24 protein-coding genes and 1 pseudogene are annotated in these 25,103 nt (G+C 67.4%); 10 read left to right on the top strand and 15 right to left on the bottom strand.

What is annotated here, in order from left to right:
• Positions 1 to 52 precede the first annotated feature (52 nt).
• Positions 53 to 1,333 (bottom strand): serine hydroxymethyltransferase, encoded by a 1,281-nt coding sequence (gene glyA, locus JO059_RS19650; RefSeq protein WP_293321817.1) that lies wholly within the window; start codon positions 1,331 to 1,333, stop codon positions 53 to 55.
• A 127-nt stretch (positions 1,334 to 1,460) separates the two neighbouring features.
• Here glyA and coaA point away from each other — a divergent pair, with 127 nt between their 5' ends.
• The gene (gene coaA, locus JO059_RS19655) at positions 1,461 to 2,399 is read left to right on the top strand and encodes a type I pantothenate kinase (protein ID WP_293321761.1); all 939 of its coding nucleotides are present in this window, start codon (positions 1,461 to 1,463) and stop codon (positions 2,397 to 2,399) included.
• A gap of 3 nt (positions 2,400 to 2,402) precedes the next feature.
• Here coaA and JO059_RS19660 read toward each other — a convergent pair whose 3' ends face one another.
• From JO059_RS19660 to JO059_RS19670, 3 genes are all read right to left on the bottom strand, one after another.
• Positions 2,403 to 2,816 carry a hypothetical protein gene (locus JO059_RS19660; protein WP_293321763.1) on the bottom strand — a complete coding sequence of 138 codons (414 nt, stop codon included), beginning with the start codon at positions 2,814 to 2,816 and terminating at the stop codon, positions 2,403 to 2,405.
• Positions 2,817 to 3,201: 385 nt separating this feature from the next.
• A complete protein-coding gene (locus JO059_RS19665) occupies positions 3,202 to 4,572 on the bottom strand; it encodes a hypothetical protein (protein WP_293321765.1) in 1,371 nt (456 codons plus the stop codon).
• Between the two features lie 31 nt (positions 4,573 to 4,603).
• Positions 4,604 to 5,392, bottom strand: a complete 789-nt coding sequence (locus JO059_RS19670) for a (2Z,6E)-farnesyl diphosphate synthase (protein ID WP_293321767.1) — start codon at positions 5,390 to 5,392, stop codon at positions 4,604 to 4,606.
• 165 nt (positions 5,393 to 5,557) lie between these two features.
• Here JO059_RS19670 and JO059_RS19675 point away from each other — a divergent pair, with 165 nt between their 5' ends.
• Positions 5,558 to 6,295 carry a hemolysin III family protein gene (locus JO059_RS19675; protein WP_293321769.1) on the top strand — a complete coding sequence of 246 codons (738 nt, stop codon included), beginning with the start codon at positions 5,558 to 5,560 and terminating at the stop codon, positions 6,293 to 6,295.
• A 13-nt stretch (positions 6,296 to 6,308) separates the two neighbouring features.
• Here JO059_RS19675 and JO059_RS19680 read toward each other — a convergent pair whose 3' ends face one another.
• From JO059_RS19680 to mca, 3 genes are read right to left on the bottom strand one after another with little or no spacing between them, the layout of a single operon-like run.
• Complete coding sequence (locus JO059_RS19680) at positions 6,309 to 8,333, bottom strand: thioredoxin domain-containing protein (RefSeq protein WP_293321771.1); 2,025 nt, start codon at positions 8,331 to 8,333, stop codon at positions 6,309 to 6,311.
• The gene (locus JO059_RS19685; protein ID WP_293321773.1) at positions 8,320 to 8,607 is read right to left on the bottom strand and encodes a hypothetical protein; all 288 of its coding nucleotides are present in this window, start codon (positions 8,605 to 8,607) and stop codon (positions 8,320 to 8,322) included. Before JO059_RS19685 ends, JO059_RS19680 begins: the two co-directional genes overlap by 14 nt.
• On the bottom strand, positions 8,604 to 9,476 hold the full coding sequence (gene mca / locus JO059_RS19690) for a mycothiol conjugate amidase Mca (protein WP_293321775.1): 873 nt from the start codon (positions 9,474 to 9,476) through the stop codon (positions 8,604 to 8,606). Before mca ends, JO059_RS19685 begins: the two co-directional genes overlap by 4 nt.
• A gap of 179 nt (positions 9,477 to 9,655) precedes the next feature.
• Here mca and JO059_RS19695 point away from each other — a divergent pair, with 179 nt between their 5' ends.
• Positions 9,656 to 10,090 (top strand): DUF4307 domain-containing protein, encoded by a 435-nt coding sequence (locus tag JO059_RS19695; protein ID WP_293321777.1) that lies wholly within the window; start codon positions 9,656 to 9,658, stop codon positions 10,088 to 10,090.
• 216 nt (positions 10,091 to 10,306) lie between these two features.
• Positions 10,307 to 10,801 (top strand): transcription elongation factor GreA, encoded by a 495-nt coding sequence (greA, locus tag JO059_RS19700; RefSeq protein ID WP_293321779.1) that lies wholly within the window; start codon positions 10,307 to 10,309, stop codon positions 10,799 to 10,801.
• A 71-nt stretch (positions 10,802 to 10,872) separates the two neighbouring features.
• On the opposite strand, the gene JO059_RS19705 is transcribed toward greA, so the two are convergent.
• From JO059_RS19705 to JO059_RS19725, 5 genes and pseudogenes are all read right to left on the bottom strand, one after another.
• Positions 10,873 to 12,051 (bottom strand): cystathionine gamma-synthase, encoded by a 1,179-nt coding sequence (locus JO059_RS19705; RefSeq protein ID WP_293321781.1) that lies wholly within the window; start codon positions 12,049 to 12,051, stop codon positions 10,873 to 10,875.
• A 20-nt stretch (positions 12,052 to 12,071) separates the two neighbouring features.
• Complete coding sequence (locus JO059_RS19710) at positions 12,072 to 12,785, bottom strand: RDD family protein (RefSeq protein WP_293321783.1); 714 nt, start codon at positions 12,783 to 12,785, stop codon at positions 12,072 to 12,074.
• A 24-nt stretch (positions 12,786 to 12,809) separates the two neighbouring features.
• A pseudogene (locus tag JO059_RS19715) lies at positions 12,810 to 13,385 on the bottom strand (RDD family protein); the annotation flags it as partial.
• A 121-nt stretch (positions 13,386 to 13,506) separates the two neighbouring features.
• Positions 13,507 to 14,913, bottom strand: a complete 1,407-nt coding sequence (locus JO059_RS19720) for a cystathionine beta-synthase (RefSeq protein ID WP_293321785.1) — start codon at positions 14,911 to 14,913, stop codon at positions 13,507 to 13,509.
• 63 nt (positions 14,914 to 14,976) lie between these two features.
• Positions 14,977 to 16,044, bottom strand: coding sequence for an alpha/beta hydrolase (locus JO059_RS19725; RefSeq protein ID WP_293321787.1), 1,068 nt, complete (start codon positions 16,042 to 16,044; stop codon positions 14,977 to 14,979).
• A 243-nt stretch (positions 16,045 to 16,287) separates the two neighbouring features.
• Here JO059_RS19725 and JO059_RS19730 point away from each other — a divergent pair, with 243 nt between their 5' ends.
• Positions 16,288 to 17,235, top strand: coding sequence for an SGNH/GDSL hydrolase family protein (locus JO059_RS19730; RefSeq protein WP_293321819.1), 948 nt, complete (start codon positions 16,288 to 16,290; stop codon positions 17,233 to 17,235).
• 95 nt (positions 17,236 to 17,330) lie between these two features.
• Positions 17,331 to 18,548 carry an acetyl-CoA C-acetyltransferase gene (locus JO059_RS19735; RefSeq protein ID WP_293321789.1) on the top strand — a complete coding sequence of 406 codons (1,218 nt, stop codon included), beginning with the start codon at positions 17,331 to 17,333 and terminating at the stop codon, positions 18,546 to 18,548.
• Between the two features lie 111 nt (positions 18,549 to 18,659).
• Here JO059_RS19735 and JO059_RS19740 read toward each other — a convergent pair whose 3' ends face one another.
• The gene (locus JO059_RS19740; protein ID WP_293321791.1) at positions 18,660 to 19,499 is read right to left on the bottom strand and encodes a Bax inhibitor-1/YccA family protein; all 840 of its coding nucleotides are present in this window, start codon (positions 19,497 to 19,499) and stop codon (positions 18,660 to 18,662) included.
• Positions 19,500 to 19,787: 288 nt separating this feature from the next.
• On the opposite strand from JO059_RS19740, the gene JO059_RS19745 reads away from it, so the two are divergent.
• From JO059_RS19745 to JO059_RS19755, 3 genes are read left to right on the top strand one after another with little or no spacing between them, the layout of a single operon-like run.
• Positions 19,788 to 20,825, top strand: a complete 1,038-nt coding sequence (locus JO059_RS19745) for an enoyl-CoA hydratase/isomerase family protein (protein ID WP_293321793.1) — start codon at positions 19,788 to 19,790, stop codon at positions 20,823 to 20,825.
• 12 nt (positions 20,826 to 20,837) lie between these two features.
• On the top strand, positions 20,838 to 21,617 hold the full coding sequence (locus JO059_RS19750) for an enoyl-CoA hydratase (protein WP_293321795.1): 780 nt from the start codon (positions 20,838 to 20,840) through the stop codon (positions 21,615 to 21,617).
• 9 nt (positions 21,618 to 21,626) lie between these two features.
• On the top strand, positions 21,627 to 23,387 hold the full coding sequence (locus JO059_RS19755) for an alpha/beta-hydrolase family protein (RefSeq protein ID WP_293321797.1): 1,761 nt from the start codon (positions 21,627 to 21,629) through the stop codon (positions 23,385 to 23,387).
• 16 nt (positions 23,388 to 23,403) lie between these two features.
• Here JO059_RS19755 and JO059_RS19760 read toward each other — a convergent pair whose 3' ends face one another.
• Complete coding sequence (locus JO059_RS19760; protein ID WP_293321799.1) at positions 23,404 to 23,865, bottom strand: rhodanese-like domain-containing protein; 462 nt, start codon at positions 23,863 to 23,865, stop codon at positions 23,404 to 23,406.
• Positions 23,862 to 24,473, bottom strand: coding sequence for a cysteine dioxygenase (locus JO059_RS19765; RefSeq protein ID WP_293321801.1), 612 nt, complete (start codon positions 24,471 to 24,473; stop codon positions 23,862 to 23,864). Before JO059_RS19765 ends, JO059_RS19760 begins: the two co-directional genes overlap by 4 nt.
• 163 nt (positions 24,474 to 24,636) lie before the next feature.
• On the opposite strand from JO059_RS19765, the gene JO059_RS19770 reads away from it, so the two are divergent.
• On the top strand, positions 24,637 to 25,038 hold the full coding sequence (locus JO059_RS19770; RefSeq protein WP_293321821.1) for a lipoprotein LpqV: 402 nt from the start codon (positions 24,637 to 24,639) through the stop codon (positions 25,036 to 25,038).
• Positions 25,039 to 25,103: the final 65 nt, after the last annotated feature.

Below are 25,103 nucleotides of genomic sequence, written 5' to 3' on the forward strand. Positions count from 1 at the left end.
CGCGACCAAATGGTGACTTTGGTCCTTCGGAGCCCCGAGTGGAGTGGGCGGCCTAGCGGTCGACCAGCGTCCAGTCTTCAATTCCGTCGTAGAGGGGGAAGTCCCTGGCCAGCCGCGTTACTCGCTGCCTCAGGGCGGCAACGTCGGCCGACGTGCCGGCCGCCAGGGCGGTGGCGATGATATCGGCGACCTCGGTGAATTCGGCGTCCCCGAAACCGCGCGTGGCCAGCGCCGGGGTGCCCACGCGCAGGCCCGATGTGACCATCGGCGGTCGCGGGTCCTTGGGCACGGCGTTGCGGTTGACGGTGATGCCGATGTCGTGCAGCAGGTCCTCGGCGGCCTTGCCGTCCAGCGGCGAGTCGCGCAGGTCGACAAGCACGAGGTGCACGTCCGTTCCGCCGCTGACCACCGAAACCCCGGCCTTGGAGACGTCGGCCGCCAAGAGCCGGTCGGCGACGATGCGCGCCCCCGAAAGCGTGCGCTGCTGCCGGTCGGCGAATTCGGGCGTGGTGGCGATCTTGAGGGCGACCGCCTTGCCCGCGATGACGTGCATCAGGGGGCCGCCCTGCTGGCCGGGGAACACCGCCGAATTGATGGCCTTGGCGTATTCCTGCTTGCCCAGGATCATGCCGGAGCGGGCGCCGCCCAGCGTCTTGTGCACCGTCGTGGACACCACGTCCGCGTGCGGCACGGGCGAGGGATGCAGGCCGGCGGCGACCAGGCCGGCGAAGTGCGCCATGTCCACCCACAGCTTGGCGTCGACCTCGTCGGCGATCGACCGGAACGCCGCGAAGTCGAGAATCCGCGGGTAGGCCGACCAGCCGGCGATGATCACCCGGGGCCGGAATTCGAGAGCCTTGGCCCGTACCGCATCCATGTCGACCACGTGGGTCGTCGGGTCGACGCCGTAAAACCCGACGTCATACAGCTTGCCGGAGAAATTGAGCTTCATGCCGTGCGTCAGGTGGCCGCCGTTGGCGAGGTCCAGCCCCAGCAGGCGCTCCCCCGGCGACATCAGCGCGTGCAGCACCGCGGCGTTGGCCTGGGCGCCCGAATGTGGCTGGACGTTGGCGAAGTCGGCGCCGAACAACGCCTTCGCCCGGTCGCGAGCGATGTTCTCCACGACGTCGACATGCTCGCAGCCGCCGTAGTAGCGCCGGCCTGGCAACCCCTCGGCGTACTTGTTGGTCAGCACGCTGCCCTGGGCCTGCAGCACCGCGCGCGGCACGAAGTTCTCCGACGCGATCATCTCCAGGGTGTCCCGCTGCCGGTGCAGCTCCTTGTCGAGCAACTCGGCGATGTCGGGATCGACCTCCGCAAGCGGGGCCGACATCATCGAGGCGGTATCAGAGATGGCGGTGCGGGCGTCGGGTGCAGCAGTCACGGGCGCCAGTCTATCCAGCGGCACCATTAGCCAGCCCAGCCGTCGGGGGCGCGTCCGCCCCTGCGACACTGGCACTATGCCGCGGCTGAGCGAGCCGAGCCCCTACGTGGAGTTCGACCGAAAGCAATGGCGTGCGCTTCGGATGTCGACACCCCTGCCGCTCACCGAAGAAGAGCTGGTCGGCCTGCGCGGCCTGGGCGAGCAGATCGACCTGCTCGAGGTCGAAGAGGTCTATCTGCCGCTTGCCCGGCTGATTCACCTGCAGGTCGCAGCCCGGCAGCGGCTGTTCGCCGCCACCGCGGAATTTCTCGGCGAACCTCAACAGAATCCGGACCGGCCGGTGCCGTTCATCGTCGGCGTGGCCGGCAGCGTGGCGGTCGGCAAGTCGACGACCGCCCGCGTGCTGCAGGCGCTGCTGGCCCGCTGGGACCATCACCCTCGCGTGGACCTGGTGACCACCGACGGGTTCCTGTACCCGAATGCCGAGCTCGATCGGCGAAACCTGATGCACCGCAAAGGTTTCCCCGAGAGCTACAACCGTCGGGCGCTGATGCGCTTCGTCACGTCGGTCAAATCCGGTTCCGACTACGCGTGTGCGCCGGTCTACTCGCACCTGAAATACGACGTCATCCCCGGGGCCAAGCAGGTGGTTCGCCACCCCGACATCCTGATCTTGGAGGGTCTCAACGTGCTGCAGACGGGCGCGACGCTGATGGTGTCAGACCTGTTCGACTTCTCGCTATATGTGGACGCGAGAATCGAAGACATCGAGCAGTGGTACGTGTCGCGGTTCTTGTCGCTGCGCAGCACGGCCTTCGCCGACCCCGAATCGCACTTCCACCACTACTCGGGCCTCAACGACACGGAGGCGGTTGCCGCCGCCCGCGAGATCTGGCGGTCGATCAACCGGCCCAACCTGGTCGAGAACATCCTGCCGACCCGGCCGCGCGCGACGCTGGTGCTGCGGAAAGACGCGGACCACTCGATCAACCGGCTGCGGCTTCGCAAGCTCTAGCGCCTACGCGGCGAGACGGCGCAGGCCCAGGTACTGCAGCGCGCCGAACGCCGCGGTGTAAACGCCGGTGGCCAGGGTCGCGGCGACCCCGAACCCGGTCATGGCCACCGCCCCGGCGGCCAGGATCGCGGCCAGCGTGTACACGATGTTGGCCGCGATGACGCCGATCCCGGCCCGGCGCAGGTTCGGCAGCGCCGCGAGGCTGAACACCACCAGGCCGTAGAGCGCGAAGAAGGCCCCGAGGCTGTACTCCTGGATGGAAGTCAGGCCCGTCATGGACGACAGCGGGTCGGCGAAGAAGGCGACCGCCAGACCGCACAAGCCCGTCAATGTGGCATCAGCACGCATGGCGAAACGCAGCAGCGAGTCGGTCGAGTCGTAGAGGGGTCGGGTGGGAAGACCAGAAACTGCGGTCATGTGATTACTCCTAGCGATGGCGGAGGGGGTCGAACTGGTTTGAGCGTGCCGCCGGGGCACTGCCAGATCGACTCGTGGCGCTGCCAACTGCTGCCACGGGAACAACGACCAGCGAATTCGCCCGGGTATTCCCCTCAGCTGTGGCGGCGACCGAAGGTGTCTCGCAACGCGGGGCCGCTGGCCGAAAGCGTGGGCCGCGCGGCGCCGTCAGATCGCGCGCCCCTCGACGAGGCTGACGGGTGATGCGGTCTCGACCACACGCGTCATGCGAAAGCCGGCTCGGCTGAGGAGCTGACCGTACTCGGCCGGGCGGACGGACGGTCGCTGGTCCACAACGGGGTCCGCAGCATCCGAACGGGGACCGCTCGGCGCGTTGCGGCGGGGCTCAATCGCTGGGAACCGGGACGCGCCCGCGCAAGTCGGCGGCGATGAGCCGGGCCGCGGCGTTTTGCCAGTTGTGCAGCGAGCGCTGCGGGACCTCGGTGACCAGCCACTGCCACGCCTGCCGTGCGACCGGATCGAGGCCGGCGGCGGTGGCGTTCTGGGCATACGCGCGCACGCCGACGACGTAGGGGAAGTACAGGGAGTTGTAGTAGCGCCACTCCTCGGTGGTTCCGAAATCGCCCGCGTTGCGGGGCTTGAGTCGGGCGATGCCGTCGGCGAGGACGGCCTTGAGCTCGTTGGCCCGCTCCACCGGGTGATCGGGGGCGCCGCGCGCGGCCAGGCGCTCGTCGATCACCGGCAACGCGGTCAGCGGGCTGGCGACCAGCTTGGTCAGGTCGGCGTAGTGGCCCAGAGCCCGGCGGGTGAGCCGGGCGAACGTGTCATCGTCGACGTCGACCAGGGGGTCGGCCGAGCGCAGCGGCAACGCCGCGCCGGTGTGCCGCAAGGCGGCGCGGTCGGCGCGCAGCGCGGGCGACTTGGAGAACGCCAGCCGGTCCAGCACGCCGGCCAGCGGGTCGGCCAGCACCTGCACCGTGATCGCGATCGCCAGCGTGGTGAACAGCAGCACCGTCAGGACGGTCTGGGTGGTGGCCTCGTGCCGCGTCAGGGCCAGGCCGACCAGCGCCTGCCCACCGAAGAGCACGGCCACCGCCATCGAGCCGGCGAACGAGCGCAGCATGTCCGACCGCAGCGCCTGACCCTCGTCGAACGCGTCCCACAGCGCCACGGCCACACCCAGCAGCACCACATCGAACCCCGTCGACGCCAGCGCCAGCCAGCTGGGCACCAAGCCCAGCGGGATGATCAGGATGGCGTTGGCCAGCGCGAAGAACAGCGTCGCGACGACAACTACCCCGACGACCGACACCGGCTGGGCCGGCCGCCGCGCTGCTGTGACCATTGCACCCAGGGTCGAAACGGAGATCACTCCGAACATCAGCCAGTGGCCGGGGCGTAACGGTCCCTCGACGCTGCCGGCCATCATCGCCCCGAACAACGTGACCGCAGCGACCCCTGCGATCAGCAACAACTCACCCGTGCGCGCCCGCCACCCGTCGCACGGCCGGGAGAGCTCGACGAGCACCGCGAACCAGGCAACGCTCGGCACCGCAACCAGATAGACCTCTATGTGGCTCAGCATCTGGGTATGCGCCGCGCCGGCCGTGCGCACCGCGTCCAGCGCCACCACCAGGGCGAAGCCGCACAGCCCGATCGCCGCGAGCGCCAGCACCGGCTTACGCGGATCGCGGGCCAGCAGGTACAACCCCAGCCAGCCGCTCAGCGTGAACACCACCGCCGACAGCGCAGCCATGCATCCAGTTTGGCATGGGGCCTGATTCGTGCTATTTGCCGTACCTGCGGTGCCGTTGGCTGTAGTCACGCAGCGCGCGCAGGAAGTCAACACGCCGGAATGCGGGCCAGTGCGCCTCGGTAAACCACATCTCCGAGTAGGCGCTCTGCCACAGCAGAAATCCGGACAAGCGCTGCTCACCCGAGGTGCGGATCACCAGGTCGGGGTCGGGTTGGCCGGAGGTGTAAAGGTTTTCGGAGATGGCGTCAACGGTCACCGCGTCGACGAGTTCCTCGGCCGTGGCGCCGTTCGCGAGTTCCTTGCTCAACAACGCCCGGACCGCGTCGACGATCTCCCGGCGGCCGCCGTAGCCGACGGCGACGTTGACGTGAAATGGCGCGACGGCGGGCGTGGACTCCACCGCGTCGCGCAGGCGCCGGGCCGGTTCCTCGCCGATCAGCCCGAGATCCCCGACGGTGCGCACGCTCCACCGATTGGCGGGCGCGCAGATCTCCTCGACCACGTCGGTGATGATTTCGATGAGCCCGGCCAACTCCGCGGGATCGCGCTGCAGGTTCTCGGTGGAAAGCAGGTACACGGTCGTCATCTCGATGCCGGCTTCCTGGCACCAGCGCAGCATTTCGGCGATCTTGGCGGCACCCATGCGGTAGCCGTAGCTGACGTCCTCGTAACCCGCGTTGCGCGCCCACCGCCGGTTCCCGTCGCACAGCACCGCGATGTGGCGGGGCAGTTGGGATTTCGAGGCGGCCAGACCCTGCCTGAGCCGCAGCTCGTAGACGCGGTACAACGGCTCCTTGAGCCGCGGCGGGACAATCTCCACGGAAAACACCCTACTGTGAGCTGCGACATGTGCCGGGCCGCATTTCGGGGCATGTCACCGCACGTTGGCGGCGTGTCTGGGACCACCCACGACTAATGTTGGGTACGCCGGTCATCGGCGCCGGTCATCGGCATTCCCCGACCTTCAACAACGGCATCAGGAGATATGAGCAGCCACACCAGCACGGTTACTCACGCCGAGTCCGGGTCGCACGGGCCGGCGGCCAGTGCGGCGCAGCATGTCGTCGACGGCGTCGCTCGCGTACTGACCAAGCCACGCTTCCGCGGCTGGATTCACGTGTATTCCGCGGGCGCGGCCGTAGCCGCCGGTGCGTCGCTGATCGCGGTGTCGTGGGCCGTCTCGTCCGCCCGCGCCGGGCTCGCGACGTTCGCCTACACCGCGGCCACTGTGGTGATGTTCACCGTCAGCGCCACCTACCACCGGGTCAACTGGAAGTCCGAGACCGCCCGCAAATGGATGAAGCGGCTGGATCATTCGATGATCTTCGTGTTCATCGCCGGCAGCTACACGCCGTTCGCCCTACTTGCCATGCCGCCCCACGCCGAGCGGGTGGTGTTGTCCATCGTTTGGGGTGGTGCGCTGGCCGGAGTCCTGCTGAAGGTCTGCTGGCCGTCGGCCCCACGCTGGTTGGGGGTTCCGCTCTACCTGCTGCTGGGTTGGGTGGCGGTCTGGTACACCGGGACGATCCTGCACAACGCCGGGGTGACCGCCATGGTCCTGTTGTTCGTCGGCGGTGTCCTGTACAGCGTCGGCGGCATTCTCTACGCATTGAAATGGCCAAACCCGTGGCCGTCGACCTTCGGCTTTCACGAGTTCTTCCACGCCTGCACCGCGGTCGCAGCGATTTGCCACTACATCGCGATGTGGTTCGTGGTCTTCTAGGGCGCGAAAGGCGCTACCGCCCGGCGAAATCCAGGGCGGCCGCAAGTTCCGTCGCCCGGGTTACCGGCAGGTCGCACACTCGGCCGCGGCAGACGTAGGCGGCGTCGGCGCCGGCGATTCGGTCGCGTCCCACCAGCAGCGTCGAGGAGTCGCGCTGTCCGCCCACGACGATCGCCCCGCCGGGCGCCAGCCGGCGTGCCTCGGCCAGCAACTCCGACTGTGACGGGTCACCGGCGACCGCGATCTGCAGCGGTCCGCGGACCGCGGATTCGGCGACCGCCAACCAATGCCCGGCCGAGCGCGGCGCGCGCTCCAGCAGCACCGAATGAGCACTGAGCGCGTCGGCCGCCGCCCGCAGGTATCGCTCGGCGCGGTCTCCGTCGACCAGGTGGGCAGCGGTCAGCAGCGCCTCGGTGACCGACGACGCCCCCGACGGGGTCGCGCCGTCCAGAGGGTCGCCGGGCCGCAGAAGCAACTGCTCGGCGTCGTCGGCCGTGTCGAACCAGCCGCCGGGCCGCTGCGGGTCGGCGAAGTGCAGCAGTGCCGTGTCCAGCAGCGTGGCCGCCGCCGTCAGCCAGGCCCCGTCGGGGGTCAGCTGGTAGAGCGCGAGCAAGCCGGTGGCCAGCATCGCGTAGTCCTCCAGGGTGGCGACGCTGTCGCCGACCACGCCGCCCAGGCTGGCGCGCCGCAGCCGGCCGTCGATGACATGCAGGTCCAGCAGCGCCTTCGCGCAGCGACCCGCGGCATGCGCCAGCCCGGCATCCCCCAGGGCCACACTCGCCTCGGCCAGTGCGGTGATCGCCAGCCCGTTCCAGGACGTCACCACCTTGTCGTCGCGCCCGGGCTGGGGACGCGTGCGCCGGGCGGCCAGCAACGCCGTCCGGACCCGGTCCAATCGTTGCGGGTCGTCCGGATCGGTCGCCAACTGCAGCACCGAGGTGCCATGCTCGAACGTGCCGGTCGCGGTGACGCCGAAAACATTTGCGGCCCAACGCCCGTCGTCGGCGCCGAGCACCTCGGTGAGCTGGGTGGGCGTCCAGACGTAAGTCGAGCCCTCCCTGCCGTCGGCGTCCGCATCCAACGACGACGTGAACATGGCTCCGTCGGCCAGCTCGTCGAGCAGGAATCGCGCGGTCTGGGCGGCGACCCGGCGGGCCAAGGGATTCTCCGTGCGGCGCGCCCAGTGCGCGTACACGCGAAGCAGCAGCGCATTGTCGTAGAGCATCTTCTCGAAATGCGGTACCACCCAGGCATTGTCGACGCTGTACCGGGCGAAGCCGCCAGCGAGCTGGTCGTAGATGCCGCCACGGGCCATCGCGGCGCCGGTGCGCGCGACGGCCTCCAGCGCCGCCGGCGACCCCGTCCGCTCGTAGTTGCGCAGCAGCGCCTCGAGAATCGCCGACGGCGGAAACTTGGGTGCGCCACCGAACCCGCCGCGCACGGTGTCCTGATCACCCAGCACGAGCGCGACGGCGTGGTCGCACAGTGCCGGCGCGACGTCCGGGCCGCCGCCCGGGAGCTGCGCGAGCGCCCGGCTCCCGGCACGCAACTCCCCGGCGATGTGGTCCGACGCCTCCTCGACCTCCCCGCGGCGATCTCGCCAGGTGGCGGAGACGGCCGAAAGAAGCTGAAGGAAGCCGGCTTTCGGGTAGTACGTGCCGCAGAAGAAGGGCCGACCGTCGGGTGTGAGGAAGCATGTCATCGGCCATCCGCCGTGCCCCGTGAGCGCGACGGTGGCGTTCATGTAGATGGCGTCGATGTCCGGTCGTTCCTCGCGGTCCACCTTGATGCACACGAAACCGGCGTTCATCACCTCGGCCACCTCGTCGTCCTCGAACGATTCGTGGGCCATGACATGGCACCAGTGGCAGGCGGCGTAGCCGACGGACAGGAGGATCGGCACGTCGCGCGCGGCCGCGTCGGCAAGTGCCTGCGGCGTCCATTCCTGCCAGTGCACCGGGTTGTCGGCATGCTGGCGCAGGTAAGGGCTGGTGGCCTGCCGGAGCGTGTTGCTTCCGGCCGATTCAGCCGGGCTCATCGCCGGGCCCGGGTCGCCGCACGGAACCGTTGCCGTCCTCGGGCGGTTCGTCGACGGTGTCGGTGCCCTCGTCGGCGGCCTGATCGGCCTCCGGACGTTTGGGGTCGAACGAGTCGGGCACTTTTCGGAGTTGCCGGTTCATCGAGCGGATCAGGAATACCGTGGCGATCAGCAGCAGGACGATGACCAACAGTCCGATCGGGCTGGCCTTGCCGAAGTCGGGTCCCTGGTTGTGCGGCGCGTCGGCGAGCACCGCGCCAAGAAGGCTGTTCATTCGTCGCTCTCGATTCCGGCGAACAGATCGTCCTCTGGCAATTTGACCGGAACTCGGGAGCGCGCCAGCTCGAATTCCTCGGTGGGCCAAAGTCGCTGCTGCCATTCGATGGGCGCGGCAAAGAATTCGGCGTTCGGGTCGATCTGCGTTGCGTGGGCCCGCAGGGCGTCGTCGCGCTGGCTGAAGTACGCCGAGCACTCGACGCGCGTCGTCACCCGGGACTCGAACGGATCGTGCTCGGGATCCCAGTGTTTGAGCCACTTCTGGAACGGGCCCTCCTGCCCGCGCTTGACGAATTCGTCGTGCAGCAACTGCATTCGCGCGCGCAGGAAGCCGTGGTTGTAGTACAGCTTGCTGACCGTCCACGGCTCGCCGGCGTCAGGGAAGCGGGCGTAGTCGCCGGCGGCCTCGAAGGCGCCTACCGAAACCTGATGGCAGCGAATGTGGTCCGGGTGGGGATAGCCCCCGTTCTCGTCGTACGTCGTTATGACGTGCGGCCGGAACTCGCGAATGACGCGCACCAGCGCCTCGACGGGCTCTTCCAGTGGCACCAGCGCGAAGCAGCCCTCTGGGAGTGGGGGCGGTGGGTCGCCCTTGGGCAGGCCGGAGTCGACGAAACCCAGCCAGGTGTGCTCGACGCCGAGGATCTCCGCCGCCTTCGCCATTTCGTCGCGGCGGATTTCGGCCATGTGCTCCAGCACGTCGGGCAGGTCCATCGCCGGGTTGAGGATCTCGCCCCGCTCGCCGCCGGTCAACGTCACCACGAGGACCCGGTGCCCCTCGTCGGCGTAGCGGGCGAGGGTGGCCGCGCCCTTGCTGGACTCGTCGTCGGGGTGGGCGTGCACCGCCATCAGCCGCAGCTTGCTCACATGCCCCCTACGTTTTCCGGTTCGGTTCACCGCCCCGAAGGGCTAACAGCGACCCTATAATTCCAGTTCCGATCGTTGCATCGCCGGCGAGGGCCGCAGCAGTGCCGGCAGCCCACCCGTCCAGGCTTACCCAGCTTCACCCGGCTTCACCCGACCACCACCCGACTGGCACTCCGGCTATGAGCGAAACCCCCATCCGCCGTCCCGAGGCCCGCTACGGGCGCTCGCGGCTGTCGCGCCGCTCACGGCGCCGCTTGGCCCTGGGCCTGGCGGCGCTTGTCGTTGCCGCCGGCATCGCCGTCGCGGTAGTCGGCTATCAACGTCTGGGCACCAGTGACGTCGCCGGGTCGCTGGCCGGTTACCGGGTGATCGACGACGAGACGGCGTCGGTAACGATCAGCGTGACGCGATCCCACCCATCGCTGCCGGCGGAGTGCATCGTGCGGGTTCGCGCCAAAGACGGCAGTGAGACCGGCCGGCGAGAGGTGCTGGTGCCCCCGTCCGATCAGGCCACCGTTCAGGTCACCACCACGGTGAAATCCTCCCGGGCGCCGGGGTCGGCCGACATCTACGGCTGCGGCACCGACGTGCCGCGCTATCTGCGAGCCTCGTGACGAAGCGAGGGACTAAGAACTGCGAACAATGGGAGTCATCAATCGTTTGCATGGTGGTAACATGGGTGAATGCACGGTTCCTGCTGGGGCCGTGTATTGCTGCATTAATGGCCGTGAGCGGGACGATAGGCGGGTCGACCCGAATAGCCTCCCGGCAGCGGCATTCACAGGCTTACCGCGAATACGCGGAAACGACAATACGAGGAGCACGACGAGATGACGGATACTCAGGTGACCTGGCTGACCCAGGAGTCACATGACCGGCTCAAGGCCGAGCTCGATCAGCTGATCGCGAACCGTCCGGTCATCGCCGCGGAGATCAACGACCGCCGCGAGGAGGGAGACCTGCGGGAAAACGGCGGCTATCACGCCGCGCGCGAAGAGCAGGGCCAGCAGGAGGCCCGAATCCGTCAATTGCAGGACCTGCTCAACAACGCCAAGGTCGGCGAGGCGCCCAAGCAGTCCGGCGTCGCCCTGCCGGGTTCGGTGGTGAAGGTGTACTACAACGACGACAAATCGGACACGGAGACCTTCCTGATCGCCACCCGTCAAGAGGGCGTCAACGACGGCAAGCTCGAGGTGTACTCGCCGAATTCGCCGCTGGGTGGCGCGTTGATCGATGCCAAGGTGGGCGAGACCCGTAGCTACACGGTCCCCAACGGAAACACCGTGAAGGTGACGCTGATCAGTGCGGAGCCCTACCACTCCTAGCCCCTCGCGAGCAGACGCAGAATCGCGCTCAGGGCGCCCCGCGCGTGCGATTCTGCGTCTGCTCGAGGTCGTCAGGCGAGGGCTTGTTCGAGATCGGCCAGCAAGTCGGCGACGTCCTCGATACCGACCGACAGCCGCACCAGGTCGTCGGGCACTTCGAGTTGTGAACCGGCCGTAGACGCATGCGTCATGGCGCTGGGATGCTCGATCAGCGACTCGACGCCTCCCAGCGATTCGGCCAGGACGAAAACCCGGGTGCGCGCACACAGCTTCTCGGCGGCCGCCCGGCCCCCGCGCATACGCACCGACACCATGCCGCCGAAACCGGCCATCTGCCGGGCGGCGATCTCATGCCCCGGGTGGCCTGGCAAGCCCGGGTACAGGACCGTGCTCACCGACGGATGTGTGGCCAGCAATTGCGCCACGGCCGTGGCATTTTCGCTGTGTCGCTGCATCCGGAGCACCAAGGTCTTCAGCCCGCGAATCGTCAGGTAGGCGTCGAACGGGCCCGGCACCGCGCCGGCTCCGTTCTGCAGGAAAGCGAAGGCGTCGTCGAGGTCTTGATCGTTGGTAACCAATGCACCACCCACCACATCGGAGTGCCCGCCGATGTACTTCGTGGTCGAGTGCAGCACCACGTCGGCGCCCAGCAACAGCGGCTGCTGAAGCGCGGGCGAGGCAAACGTGTTGTCCACCAACACCTTCGGTCTACCGCCTGCGGTGTACCCGGCCGCCAGCTCGGCAATTGCCGCGATGTCGGCGATCGACAGCAACGGATTGGTCGGCGTTTCCACCCAGATCAGGCGGGTCCGCGGCGTGATGGCGGCGCGCAAGGCATCCAGGTCCGAGAGCGACACCGGGGTGTAGCTGACGTCCCACTGGGTGAACACCTTGTCGATCAGCCGGAAGGTGCCGCCGTAGGCGTCGTTCGGGATGACCACGTGGTCGCCCGGCCGCAGCATCGCTCGCAGGGCACAGTCCGTCGCGGCCATGCCCGAACCGAACGCCCGGGCGAAGGCGCCCTCTTCGACTGCGGCCAGCGAGGTCTCCAGCGCGGCCCGGGTGGGGTTGCCGGTGCGCGCGTATTCGAATCCACCACGCAGGCCACCGACACCGTCCTGGGCGAACGTGCTGCTGGCGTACACCGGGACGTTCACTGCCCCGCTCGCCGCGTCAGGACGGTAGCCGGCGTGAATGGCTTTTGTGGCTAGTCCGGTGTACGCGTGCGGTGCGTTACGGTCTTCGCTCATCGGCGATCAGCCTAAAGGGCTCAGCGGACCTTGATCACCAGGTCGTTGGCTACCCTGTCGTGCCAGCCCTGCAACCGACCGGAGGTGTCGAACAGCGGCGAGAAATAGACCAGCAGCGTCAGCAGAAAACAGAACAAACCCGCGGCGGAGGGAACCAGCTGCCGCAGAAACGCCGGCCCATGGCCAAGGTTTTGACCCGTTGACTGATTGACCACCCTGATGCCCAGCGCCATCTTGCCCAAAGTCGCGCCCCTGTACGCCAACATGAGCCACTCATACAGCATGGGGCCTGAGGCCCCGATCGCAACTGCCAAGAAGAACCCGACAAGTCCCAAAGTGGAAGCCTCAGAACTGGGTTGGCCGTTCTGATCGATGACGGTGTGCGCGCTCGCGTTTGCCAGTACCACACCGAGAGCCACGACAATCGCGCAGAAGACACCTTCGATCAGCGTGTCGATCAACCGCGCCAGGAAACGCCGTCCAAACGTGGCGACGGCGACTGTTCCGACACCAGGAAGCGCGACGAAACCGCGGGGAGCTGGCGGCGGGTATTCACCAGGTGGATAGCCGGTGCCATCGGGAGGTGCCGGATAGCCGCCGACGGCGACATGGGCACCGGGCGGCGCCGGATAGCTCCCGTAGGACGGCGGGGGATAACCCCCATACCGCGCCGCCGGGTAATTACCCGGCGGCGGTGGATAACTGCCCCACGGTGGGGACGGATCGCTACCCAAGCGCGGTGTCCTTTCCGAATCCGTTCAGCGTTGTTCGATCGGCAGGCACACCGTCGTCATGATCTTGTCCGCCAACGTTTGCCGCTTGGCGTCCCACAGCGGGAACAGGTACCCGATGTAACAGATGATCGAGTCAACGAAGTGCGCAAGCTGGCGCACGACGGACGGGCCGAAACCGATTGGCTGCCCGGTCTTCTCGCTCACTACCTTGAACTTCATGACCGACTTGCCGATGCTGGAACCGGTCGTGCCCTGGCGGTAACCGTAGTTCCACACTGCATAGGCCAACGCGACCAGCCACAACACCCAGTAGGCCATCGTGCCTATGGTGCTGGGCTGGCTGACGCAGTACTGGTTGTTGTCGTATTGGTACGCGCTGGTGACGCACGACTTCTCCATGGTGAGCATCTGGATCAGGTAACCGATGCCGACCAGGACGGCGACGGGGATGTTGTCGACGATGAACGCCAGCACCCTGGTGGCCCAAGGTGTGTAGGACTCGGTCGGCAGGGCGCGGATCGCCGGCCCGGGTGGTGGCGGGGCGGACCCACCAGAGGACGGGGGAGGCGGCGGGTAGGAACCGCCGGCGGGCGGGGGGGGCGTGGGTTGATCGGTCATGCGAATCCTTCCAACTCAACATTTGCTGAACCCGGCCGCATCACAGTACCTGATGGGCGGCGACGGGGCGAGACCTGCGTCACACGCAGATCCGCAGTCCCAGCTAGCGTCGCCCTTTCGGGCCCGCAGGGCCCTCCGACAGGAACCCCAGCAAGTCATACCGGGTGATGACCCCGACCGGTTTGCCCTTCTCCACCACCATCAGTGCGTCCCAGTCCCGCAGCGCCTTGCCGGCGGCGCTGACTAACTCGCCGGTGCCGATCATCGGGAGCGGCGGGCTCATGTGCTGCGAGACGGCGTCCGCCAATTTGGCCCGACCCTCGAAGACGGCCGAGAGGAGTTCCCGTTCCGAGACACTGCCGGCGACCTCGCCGGCCATCACCGGTGGCTCGGCGCCGACTACGGGCATTTGGGACACTCCGTACTCCCGCAGAATGCCGATGGCGTCGCGCACCGTCTCGGACGGGTGGGTGTGCACCAGGTCGGGCAGCGCACCGGACTTGCGCCGCAAAACATCCCCGACCGTCGACTGCTCGGTCGATCCGTCGAGACGGCTACGCAGGAATCCGTAGGACGACATCCAGGCGTCGTTGAAGATCTTCGACATGTAGCCCCGTCCGCCGTCGGGCAGTAAGACCACGATCAGCGCGTCCGGTCCGACTTCCTCGGCGACCTGCACGGCGGCCACCACCGCCATCCCGCACGAACCACCGACGAGCATCGCTTCCTCGCGGGCCAGCCGTCTGGTCATGTTGAACGAGTCGGAGTCGGAAACCGCGATGATCTGGTCGGGCACCGTGCGGTCGTACGCGTCCGGCCAGAAGTCCTCCCCGACACCTTCCACGAGGTAGGGCCGCCCGCTGCCCCCCGAATACACCGAACCCTCGGGGTCGGCGCCGATGACGCGCACTTTGCCATCGGACACCTCCTTGAGGTAGCGCCCCGCACCGGTGATCGTCCCCCCGGTGCCGATGCCGGCGACGAAATGGGTCACCTGGCCGTCGGTGTCGGCCCAGATTTCCGGACCGGTGGTCGCGTAGTGGCTGGCCGGACCCTCCGGGTTGGCGTATTGGTCGGGCTTCCAGGCCCCGTCGATCTCTTTGACCAGCCTGTCCGAGACGCTGTAGTAACTGTCGGGATGCTCCGGCGGCACGGCCGTCGGGCAGACGACGACCTCCGCGCCGTAGGCGATCAGCACGTTGCGCTTGTCCTCGCTGACCTTGTCGGGACAGACGAAGACACACTGGTAACCGCGGCGCTGGGCGACCAGGGCAAGACCGACGCCCGTATTACCCGAGGTGGGTTCCACGATGGTGCCACCGGGCCGCAGCTGCCCGGTAGCCTCGGCGGCGTCGATCATCCTCACCGCTATTCGGTCCTTGGCGCTCCCGCCGGGGTTGAGGTATTCGATCTTCGCCGCCACCGTGCCGGCGCCATCGGGGACAACAGAGTTCAGCCGAACAAGCGGCGTGCCGCCGATGAGGTCACTGATGTGCCGCGCGATCCGCATGGGTTAATCGTCTCAGGCGCTTTCGGACCGCGCACACCACGCCCCGGCCGGCAACAGGGAGCGCTACCCGGTGGCTTCGCGGATGTATTCGCCGATCTGGCGCAGGGAGCGGATCGCCTCGGGCAGCAGCGGCCCGGCCACCTGGAAGTCGTGCACCTGGCCCGGCCAGACTCGCACCTCGGCCGGCACACCGACGGCCGCGAGCCGGGTTGCCGCCAACTGAGCGTCGTGCAGCAGCACCTCGGATCCGGAGACGTGGATCAGCGTCCGCGGCAGGCCGGGTTTGATGTGCTCCAGGGGCTCGCAAATCTCTTCCGGCTTGCCGTCGATCATGTTCTTTTCGGCTGCCCTAGCAACCAGTTCGACGAGCGCATCGAATGCCCTCGCCGGAAACACGGCGTCGGTCTTGATGTTCGGGTGCGCCTGCTTGTATTCCTTTGCTAGCTGCAGCAGCGGCGAGATGGCTACCAGCGCCGCCGGCTCCTCGCCCTCCTCTTGCAGACGTTGCGCCAATGCCAGCGCCAGATAGCCCCCCGCGGAGTCACCGGCAAGCACAATCTGGTCCGGCGCGAAACCGCGGGCGCGTAGCCAGCGGTAGCCGTCCCAGCAGTCGTCGAGCGCCATCCCGATCGAGTGCTTGGGCAAGAGCCGATAATTCACCACCAAAACGGGTGAGTCAGCAAACTTTGACAGGGCCTCGACCAGCCTGCCATGAGAGTTTGCTCCACACGTGAGAAACGCTCCCCCGTGCAGGTATACGACGACCCGGCGGGTGCCATCCGCGGGCAGCACCCCGGGTGCGCGCACAAATTGCGCCGAAGCATTGGGCAAGTTCACCGTCTCGCGAACCGTGGCCGAAACCGGAAGCAGGAGCCGCGAAGCGAGGTCTATGAGACCCCACGGCCACGGCAGGTTGGGAGCGTAGCTGCCGACCTGCAGAACGGGCCGAATGGCCAAGCGCGAAGCGAGGCTAGCAACTCGCGCCGGGACACTGGGCCCCGATTCCAGGACCTCGACCGGCGCCCCGTCGCTGATGGCGAACCTGCGTGCTGCGACTCGGCGTGCTCTGAGGACGTCGTGTAGGCGAATGGCGTTCCGGGGGGAACCGGAAACCCTGCGCGGTGCGGTCATGCTCAACACTTCCTACGCCGTTGTAGTGCGATACAGCATGTGACGAGCCAGCCAAGTGTCTGGTTCAGCCCATTCCCCAGGGAGTTCAGCCAACCCGCGAAACTTAGCTTGACAGGTATCGTTCAGTAGAACGTCTGAAACGTTCGATTTGATACCACATTTGATTCACAACGTAATCACTTTGTTGATGAGCCGTACGCGCAAACACCGACGCCGAACTAAACTGGCTTCGTGACCATCCGGGTGCCACGTCGTTCGACGATCGCCCTGGCCACCGCGGGCGCGCTCGCCTCGACGGGAACGGCCTATCTGGGCGCGCGCAACCTGCTGGTCGGCCAGGCGTCGCACGCGCGCACCGTCATACCGAAGGCCTGGGACATTCCACCGCGGGCCGATGGCGTGTACGCCCCGGGCGGCGGGCCGGTGCAACGGTGGCGGCGCGGCATGCCGGTGGACCTGCACCTGATGATCTTCGGCGATTCGACGGCCACCGGTTACGGCTGCATGACCGCCGAAGAAGTGCCGGGCGTGCGGATCGCCCGGGGACTGGCCGAGCGGTCGGGCCTGGTTGTTCGGCTCAGCACCAAGGCCATCGTCGGCGCGACGTCGAAAGGTGTCTGCGGCCAAGTCGAGGCGATGTTCGTGGCCGGTTCGCCACCGGACGCGGCGGTGATGATGCTCGGTGCGAACGACGTGACCGCCCTCAACGGCATCAGCCAGTCCGCGCAGCGGCTGGCGCTGGCCGTCCGCAGGCTACGTGCCCGCGGCGCCGTCGTGATCGTCGGCACCTGCCCCGATCTCGGCGTGATCACCGCCATCCCCCAGCCGCTTCGCTCGCTGGCTCATGCGCGAACGTCGCAACTTGCTCGCGCGCAGGCCGCTGCCGTACGGGCCGCGGGCGGGGTGCCGGTCCCGATGGCCCAGCTGCTGGCACCGAAATTCCGGGCCGCGCGCGAAGCGATGTTCTCCGCCGACGGCTTCCACCCTTCGGCCACCGCATACGCCCTGGCCGCCGAGGCGTTGCTGCAGGCGCTGTGTGATGCGCTGGGCAACAAGGCCGACTGCGCGGCGGCCGACGCCCCGGTACCCACCACGCAGACGCCGGTGCTCGCTCAAGGCGACCTGCGCCTGTCGCTGGTCTCGCGGCTGTGGCGGCGACCGCAACCCGGGATGCCCGCCCCGTCGTCGTAGCGGTTGATCGGCGCCGACTAGATTTGTGCTAGCCCGTCGGGGGTGGAGGTGCCACCCGCCAACCACGCGAGCGCATCCGATCGGAGGGAATCCCCGTGCCCGAAGCAGTCATCGTCTCAACCGCTCGCTCGCCCATAGGTCGCGCCATGAAGGGGTCGCTGGTAAGCATCCGGCCCGACGACCTGGCCGTCCAGATGGTGCGCGCGGCACTCGACAAGGTCCCCGCCCTGAACCCGCATCACATCGACGACCTCATTCTGGGCTGCGGCCTGCCGGGAGGCGAACAGGGCTTCAACATGGCGCGGGTGGTCGCCGTCCAGCTCGGGTACGACTTCCTGCCGGGCACGACCGTCAACCGGTACTGCTCGTCGTCGCTGCAAACCACCCGAATGGCCTTTCACGCCATCAAGGCGGGTGAGGGCGACGCGTTCATCTCGGCAGGCGTGGAGACTGTCTCGCGCTTCGGGAAGGGCAATTCCGACTCCTGGCCGGACACCAAGAACCCGCTTTTCGACGAGGCCCAGGAGCGTTCGGCGGCCGCCGCCTCGGGTGCCGACGAATGGCACGATCCCCGCGGCGACGGCAATCTGCCGGACGTTTACATCGCGATGGGTCACACCGCCGAGAACGTCGCCCTGTTGACGGGCATCAGCCGCGAAGACCAGGACCGCTGGGGAGTGCGCAGCCAGAACCGGGCCGAGGAGGCGATCAAGAACGGGTTCTTCGAGCGCGAGATCACCCCGGTGACCCTGCCCGACGGGAGCACCGTCAGCAGCGACGACGGACCCCGTCCGGGCACCACCTACGAGAAGGTAGCCGAGCTCAAACCGGTGTTCCGGCCCAATGGCACGGTGACGGCGGGCAATGCCTGCCCCCTCAACGACGGCGCCGCCGCCTTGGTGATCACCAGCGACACCAAGGCCCACGAACTCGGTCTGACGCCGCTGGCCCGCATCGTGTCGACCGGCGTCAGCGGCCTATCGCCGGAGATCATGGGGCTGGGCCCGATCGAGGCGTGCAAGAGGGCGCTGGAAAGGGCCGGCATGTCGATCAGCGACGTCGACCTCGTCGAGATCAACGAGGCCTTCGCCGTGCAGGTGCTCGGCTCGGCCCGCGAGCTGGGCATCGATGAGGACAAGCTCAACGTGTCGGGGGGAGCGATCGCGCTGGGCCACCCGTTCGGCATGACCGGTGCGCGCATCGCCACCACGCTGCTGAACAACCTTCAGACGCACGACAAGTCAGTCGGCCTGGAGACCATGTGTGTCGGCGGCGGCCAGGGCATGGCGATGGTGATCGAGCGGCTCAGCTAGGGTCCGCACGACGTCGAGTGTGCACCGTGGGCGTTGCGCGTGCATTAAAGGAGGCGACACGCCGCTCGACCCAGCCGTCAGCGCACACTCAACGCGGAATCCCCGGCGAGGCTAGTCGTTCTGGAAGTAACTGAGCAGACGCAGGATCTCGAGGTACAGCCAGACCAGGGTCACCGTCAGGCCTAACGCGATGCCCCAGGCCGCCTTCTCGGGGGCGCCCGCCCGAATCATCTGGTCGGCCGCGTCGAAGTCGATGAGGAAGCTGAACGCTGCGATGCCGATGCACACCAGCGAGAAGATGATCGCGATCGGTCCGCCGCTGCGCAGGCCCAGGCCCGTGCCGCCGCCGACGTGGAACATCGCCAGCACGAAGTTGCCGAGCATGAGCGCCAGCACGCCGAACATCGCGGCAACCAGCATGCGGGTGAACTTGGGCGTGACCCGGATGGCTCCCGTCTTGTAAACGACGAGCATGCCGAAGAAGACACCGAATGTGCCCAAAATGGCCTCGCCGATCAACGCGCCGGCGTTTGCGTGTTGCACCTGGAAGTTCGCGAATACGAACGAGATGGCGCCCAGCGCCAGGCCCTCGAGGACGGCGTAGCTGAGCACGATCGCCGGGCTGTCCTGCTTGCGACCGAAGGTCGCCACCAGGACCAGCGCCAGGCCGCCGAGCGCGCCGATCAGCAGCAGCGGCATGGCCAACGCGACGTTGGACGACACCAGGAAGAAGGAGACGATCGCCGAGGCCGTCAGGACCCCCAGCGTGATGCCCGTCTTGGTGACGACATCGTCGATGGTCAGCGGACGAGAAACCTTGGCTTCCCGGTAGGGAGCCATGTAGGGGTCGGCTTGGTAATACCCCTGCTGGGCCGCGCCACCGCCGAACTGCGCGTATCCGCCCCGCTGCCTAGGCAGCGAACGAAATACCGGATTGCTTGTCTCCCGCACCGTCGGATCCTCTCTTAAGACTGTGGCTTCACATGACTGTGTGCTTCGAACCGAACACCTGCTCAACGATCAGCGGCCCGCCCGGGTTCCCAGCGGAACGGCTGCTTTCCTGGTATTTCAGGCCTTCAACAAACTGCGAGTTGTCGTCCGGACAAACATAAACCTTACCCGCGAGCGGCGCTTGCCCGATAACGATCTAGATTGCATCGTCGAGGCCCAACTACTTTTTTGGTGTGCCTCCCCCGGCAGCATTCCTGGTCACGAATTCCGGCGATGGGAGGCCACGGCGTGAGTGAGGAATCCGACGAGGTGCTGACCCGCGTCGAGGCCGGCGTCGGCTTGGTCACCCTCAACCGCCCCAAGGCCATCAACTCGCTGAATCATTCGATGGTCAACCGGCTGAGCGCCGTGCTCGCCCGTTGGGAAACCGATGACGCGGTGCACGCGGTGGTGCTGTCCGGCGCGGGCGAACGCGGACTATGCGCCGGCGGTGACGTCGTCGCGGTCTACCACAGCGCCCGCGCGGACGGGGTGCAGACACGGAGGTTTTGGCGCGACGAATACCTACTCAACGGCCAGATAGGCCGGTTCACCAAGCCCTACGTGTCACTGATGGACGGCATCGTGATGGGCGGCGGCGTAGGCGTCAGCGCGCACGGCAGCGTCCGGGTCGTCACCGAAACGTCAAAGGTGGCAATGCCGGAGGTGGGCATCGGCTTCATCCCCGACGTGGGCGGGGCATTTCTGCTGTCCCGGGCTCCGGGCAAGCTGGGCCTGTACGCCGCGTTGACCGGGGCCCCGTTTTCCGGTTCCGATGCCATCGCAATGGGATTCGCCGACCACTTCGTGCCGCATGGCGAACTTGGCGCGTTCACTCGAGCTACCGTCGAGGACGGTATCGAAAGCGCGCTGCGCGCCCATGCCACCGAGCCGCCACCCAGCAACCTTGCGGCGCAACGTTATTGGATCGACAAATGCTTCTCCGGCGACTCTGTCGAAGACATCGTGGCCGCCCTGCGCGGCCACGACGCCGAGCCGGCCCGGGAAGCGGCCGACCTGATCGGCACCCGTTCCCCGATAGCCGTATCGGTTGCGTTCGAGGCGGTGCGTCGCGCGGCGAAGCAGGAGACACTGGAAGACGTTCTGATTCAGGATTATCGGGTGTCGAGCGCGTCGGCGCGCTCACACGACCTGGTCGAAGGGATCAGGGCCCAGATCATCGACAAGGACCGCAATCCCAAGTGGTCGCCGGCGACGCTGGCCGAAATAACCGCCGGTGACGTCGAGGCGTATTTCGCGCCGGTCGACGACGACTTGCGCTTCTAGAAAGGAAATCCGGTGACCGACAAGTACGAAACTATTCTCGTCGAGCGCGATTATCGAGTCGGGATCATCACAATGAACCGGCCCAATGCACTCAACGCGCTCAACACCCAGATGATGAACGAAGTGACCAGCGCGGCAGCGGAATTGGATGACGACCCCGGCATCGGGGCGATCGTCATCACCGGTTCGGCCAGGGCATTCGCCGCCGGGGCCGACATCAAGGAGATGGCCAGCCTCACGTTCGCCGACGCGTTCGGCACCGACTTCTTTGCCCCCTGGGGCAGGCTGGCCGCGGTGCGCACCCCGACGATCGCGGCGGTGGCCGGACACGCGCTCGGCGGTGGTTGCGAGCTCGCGATGATGTGCGACCTGATCATCGCGGCCGACACGGCAAGGTTCGGGCAGCCCGAGATCAAACTCGGTGTGCTGCCGGGCATGGGGGGTTCGCAGCGGCTGACCCGCGCCATCGGCAAGGCCAAGGCCATGGACCTCATCCTGACCGGGCGGACCATCGACGCCGCCGAAGCCGAACGGAGCGGCCTGGTTTCGCGGGTGGTGCCCGTCGACGACCTGCTGGAGGAGGTCAAGTCGGTCGCCACCACCATCTCGCAGATGTCGCGGTCGGCGGCGCGCATGGCGAAGGAGGCCGTCAACCGCGCTTTCGAATCCACGCTGTCCGAAGGACTTCTCTACGAACGCCGGCTATTCCATTCAGCTTTCGCGACGGATGACCAGTCCGAAGGAATGGCCGCATTCATCGAGAAGCGGGCCGCGAACTTCATCCACCGCTAAGGAGCCGTCATGAGCGAGCCGGGCTCGGTGAAAGACACGAAAATCAGCGAGGAATCGCCTGCGGAAACTGCAGGGACTCCTGGCCCGCTAGCCGGCCCGGAAGCGACGCCGGCTCACCGGCCATGGTGGGTGCGCCGCTACACCTTTACCGGCACCGCCGTCGGGTTGCTTTTCATCTGGTTCTCCATGACGCCGTCGCTGCTGCCACGAACCGCGTTGTTCCAGGCACTTGTCAGCGGCTTCTCGGGTGCCATCGGCTACGGCCTGGGCGTCCTCGCCGTCTGGCTGGTCCGATATATGCGTTCTAGGGATTCCAGCCCGCCGGCACCACTTTGGGCCTGGAGGGTGCTGGTCCCGATCGGTGTGATCGGCATGGTCCTCATGGCGATCCGGTTCCACGTCTGGCAGGACGACGTGCGCAACCTGATGGGCGTCAAGCACCTGGAATGGTACGACTACCCCGAGGCCGCGATCCTGTCACTGGTGGTGCTGTTCACGTTGGTCGAAATCGGTCAATTGCTCCGACGGCTGACCATGTTCCTGGTCGGACAGGTGGATCGGATCGCGCCCTTCCGCGTCTCGGCGACGATCGTCGTCGTCGTGCTCGTGACGCTGACGATCACGCTGCTCAATGGCGTGGTCATCAAGTTCACCATGGACAAGCTGAACCGCACCTTCAACGCCGTGAACGAGGAGGGCAAGGCCGAAACGGATGCGCCCAAATCCCCGCTGCGGTCAGGCGGCCCGGCGTCGCTGGTGAAGTGGGACACGCTGGGCCACCAGGGCCGCATCTTCGTCGAGGCCGGCCCCAGCGTCGCCAAACTCACCGAATTCAACGGCGCACCGGCGACCGAACCCATCCGGGCCTATGCGGGATTGAACTCCGCGGAAGGCATCGCGGCGACCGCGGAGCTGGCAGCGGCCGAACTGGAACGCACCGGCGGACTGCACCGGGCCGTCGTCGCAGTTGCCACCACCACCGGCACCGGCTGGATCAACGAGGCGGAGGCCGACGCGCTCGAATACATGTACAACGGCAACACCGCGATCGTCAGCATGCAGTATTCGTTCTTGCCCAGCTGGCTGTCGTTCCTGGTGGACAAGGAGAATGCCCGACGCGCGGGCCAGGCGCTGTTCGAGGCCGTCGACAAACGCGTACGGCGGCTGCCCGAAGGTCAGCGGCCCAAACTGGTCGTCTTCGGTGAGAGCCTGGGATCCTTCGGCGGCGAGGCGCCGTTCATGAGCCTGAACAACATCCTCGCCCGCACCGACGGTGCACTGTTCAGCGGTCCCACGTTCAACAACACCGTCTGGCGTCAGCTCACGGCAACACGCGATGCGGGCTCTCCCGAGTGGCTACCCATCTATGACGACGGCCGCAACGTCCGCTTCGTCGCTCGCCCAAGCGATTTGGAGCGCCCCGCCGCGCCGTGGGACCACCCGCGCGTGGTGTATCTGCAGCACGCCTCCGATCCCATCGCGTGGTGGACCACCGACCTGCTGTTCAAGAGTCCGGCATGGCTGCGGGAGAAGCGGGGCTACGACGTGCTGCCGCAGACGCATTGGATCCCGCTGGTGACCTTCCTGCAGGTCTCGGCCGACATGGCGCTGGCGACCGACGTGCCGGACGGCCACGGCCACCGCTATGTCGCCGACGTGGCCAACGGCTGGGCGGAGGTGCTTTCGCCGCCCGGCTGGACGCCGGAGAAGACCGAAAAGCTGCGGCCTCTGATGCACGCCGACGCCATCATCAGCGGCTCCACCGGCTGAGCAACACGCCATCCCCTTAAATCCATCGGCGCCCGGTGCTCGCGAGATCCGGGGACAGGAGGTCCGGCTGCGCCGGGCGCGGCCGGGGTCGGCCACTGCCGCCCAGCCGATCCAGCACGCCGGCGGCCGCCAGCGCTCGGTAGCCGCCGACGACGTCGGTGGCCCGGTGCAGGCCGATGTCGAGCAGCGCGGCCGCCGCCAGGCTCGAGGTGTAGCCCTCCGAGCACACGATCACCCATTCGACGTCGTCGCCGACGGCCTCGGGCAGCTTGGCCTCGCTGGTCGGATCGCAGCGCCATTCCAGCACATTGCGTTCGATGACGAGCGCGCCGGGCAAATCGCCCTCGCGCGACCGCTGCGCCTGCGGCCGGATGTCGACGAGCACCGCCCCGCGAGCCAGCGCGGCCGGCACCTCGGCGGCGGGCAGGCGCCGAAAACGCCGCCGCGCGGCTCTCAAGACAAGGTCGATGCGGCTCATTGCCATCCTTCCGGTTGGTCGGTCAGTTCTGTGCGCTGGCGGCGCAACCTGCTGCGGTCGGTGACCTCGTAGTACGACATCGCGGTCAGCGGCGGCGAGTAGGCATGCACGCTCAGGGTGGGCCGCTCCGGCCGACCTGGGGCGTCATCGAATAGCCGCGCGCTCGAGTGTGCGGCTGGCCGCATGTTCGCGGCTGAGGGTGCCGCCGGCCCGGTCACGGGCCTGGGCGCCCACACCACGTCGTGCACCCAGCCGAGCGGGAAGCCGGCCTGATCGCCCGCGTCGAGTCGGCGCCGTCGCAAACCAGTTCCGTCCCAACGGAATTCGTTGAGGGAGCCCGACAGCACGGTCAGTGCACCCAGTGACCCGCCGTGGTCATGCAATTCGGTGGGCTGCCCCGGCACCCAACTGATCAGCCAGACGTCGAGTTCGTCGTCGCCGCGGATGCGGGCGAACCAGCGCCGCGACTCCGGCACACCGCCCGCCGGCAGCAGATGGTCACAGCGTCCGCTGAGGACATCGTCGGCGGCTTGGTCGGCGGCGTGCAGGAGGTCAGGCACCCGCAGCCGGGTGGGCGCGAGCGCACGCGTCGCAAGGGGAAGAGACATCGGAGAGCTCCAAGGTGGACGGATAGGGCGAGCGGCGGCGTGTTACGGCCGACAACACTCGCGAAATCCGAAGAGCTCCGTCACGGCAGCCAGTGTTGCATAGATTGGCATGGTGCGCTGGCGCGGTCTCCGTCCCCTACTCTGGGGCGCAGTTGTCCTGGTGATGATTTTGGGTGGTGTGCCCGGGATGACCGGTTGCTCCCGCCACGGCCCAACCAACGGCGGAACCTCGGCACCGTCGGCACGGCCGTCTGGCATCCCCAGGGGCCCGAGCACGGCGCCGCCGGATGCCGTCGGGGTGTCCCCCGGCGGCGTGACGACCAGGATCGACATCCCCGCGGACTCGACAGAGGAGGAGTATTTCCAGGCCTGTCACGCGGCAAAAGTGTGGATGGAACAGCACAGGACCGGTGCGTCGCTCTTGGAGCCGTACCTGGCGATGGTTCAGTCGTCGCCGTCCGGGACACCGGGCAGCTGGAACACGCGGTGGTCGGAGCTGACGCTGGCCCGCCAGGCGGCCCTCATCACCGCCGCGCGGGCGGCCGCCAACGACGAATGCGGCTAGCTCGGGGGCTAGCGCCGTGGCTAGGTCGGGGCAGCGGTTCGAACGCCTGCGCGCTTGGAATCATG

It is taken from the genome of Mycobacterium sp., from assembly GCF_019247615.1.
Taxonomy (GTDB): Bacteria; Actinomycetota; Actinomycetes; order Mycobacteriales; family Mycobacteriaceae; genus Mycobacterium.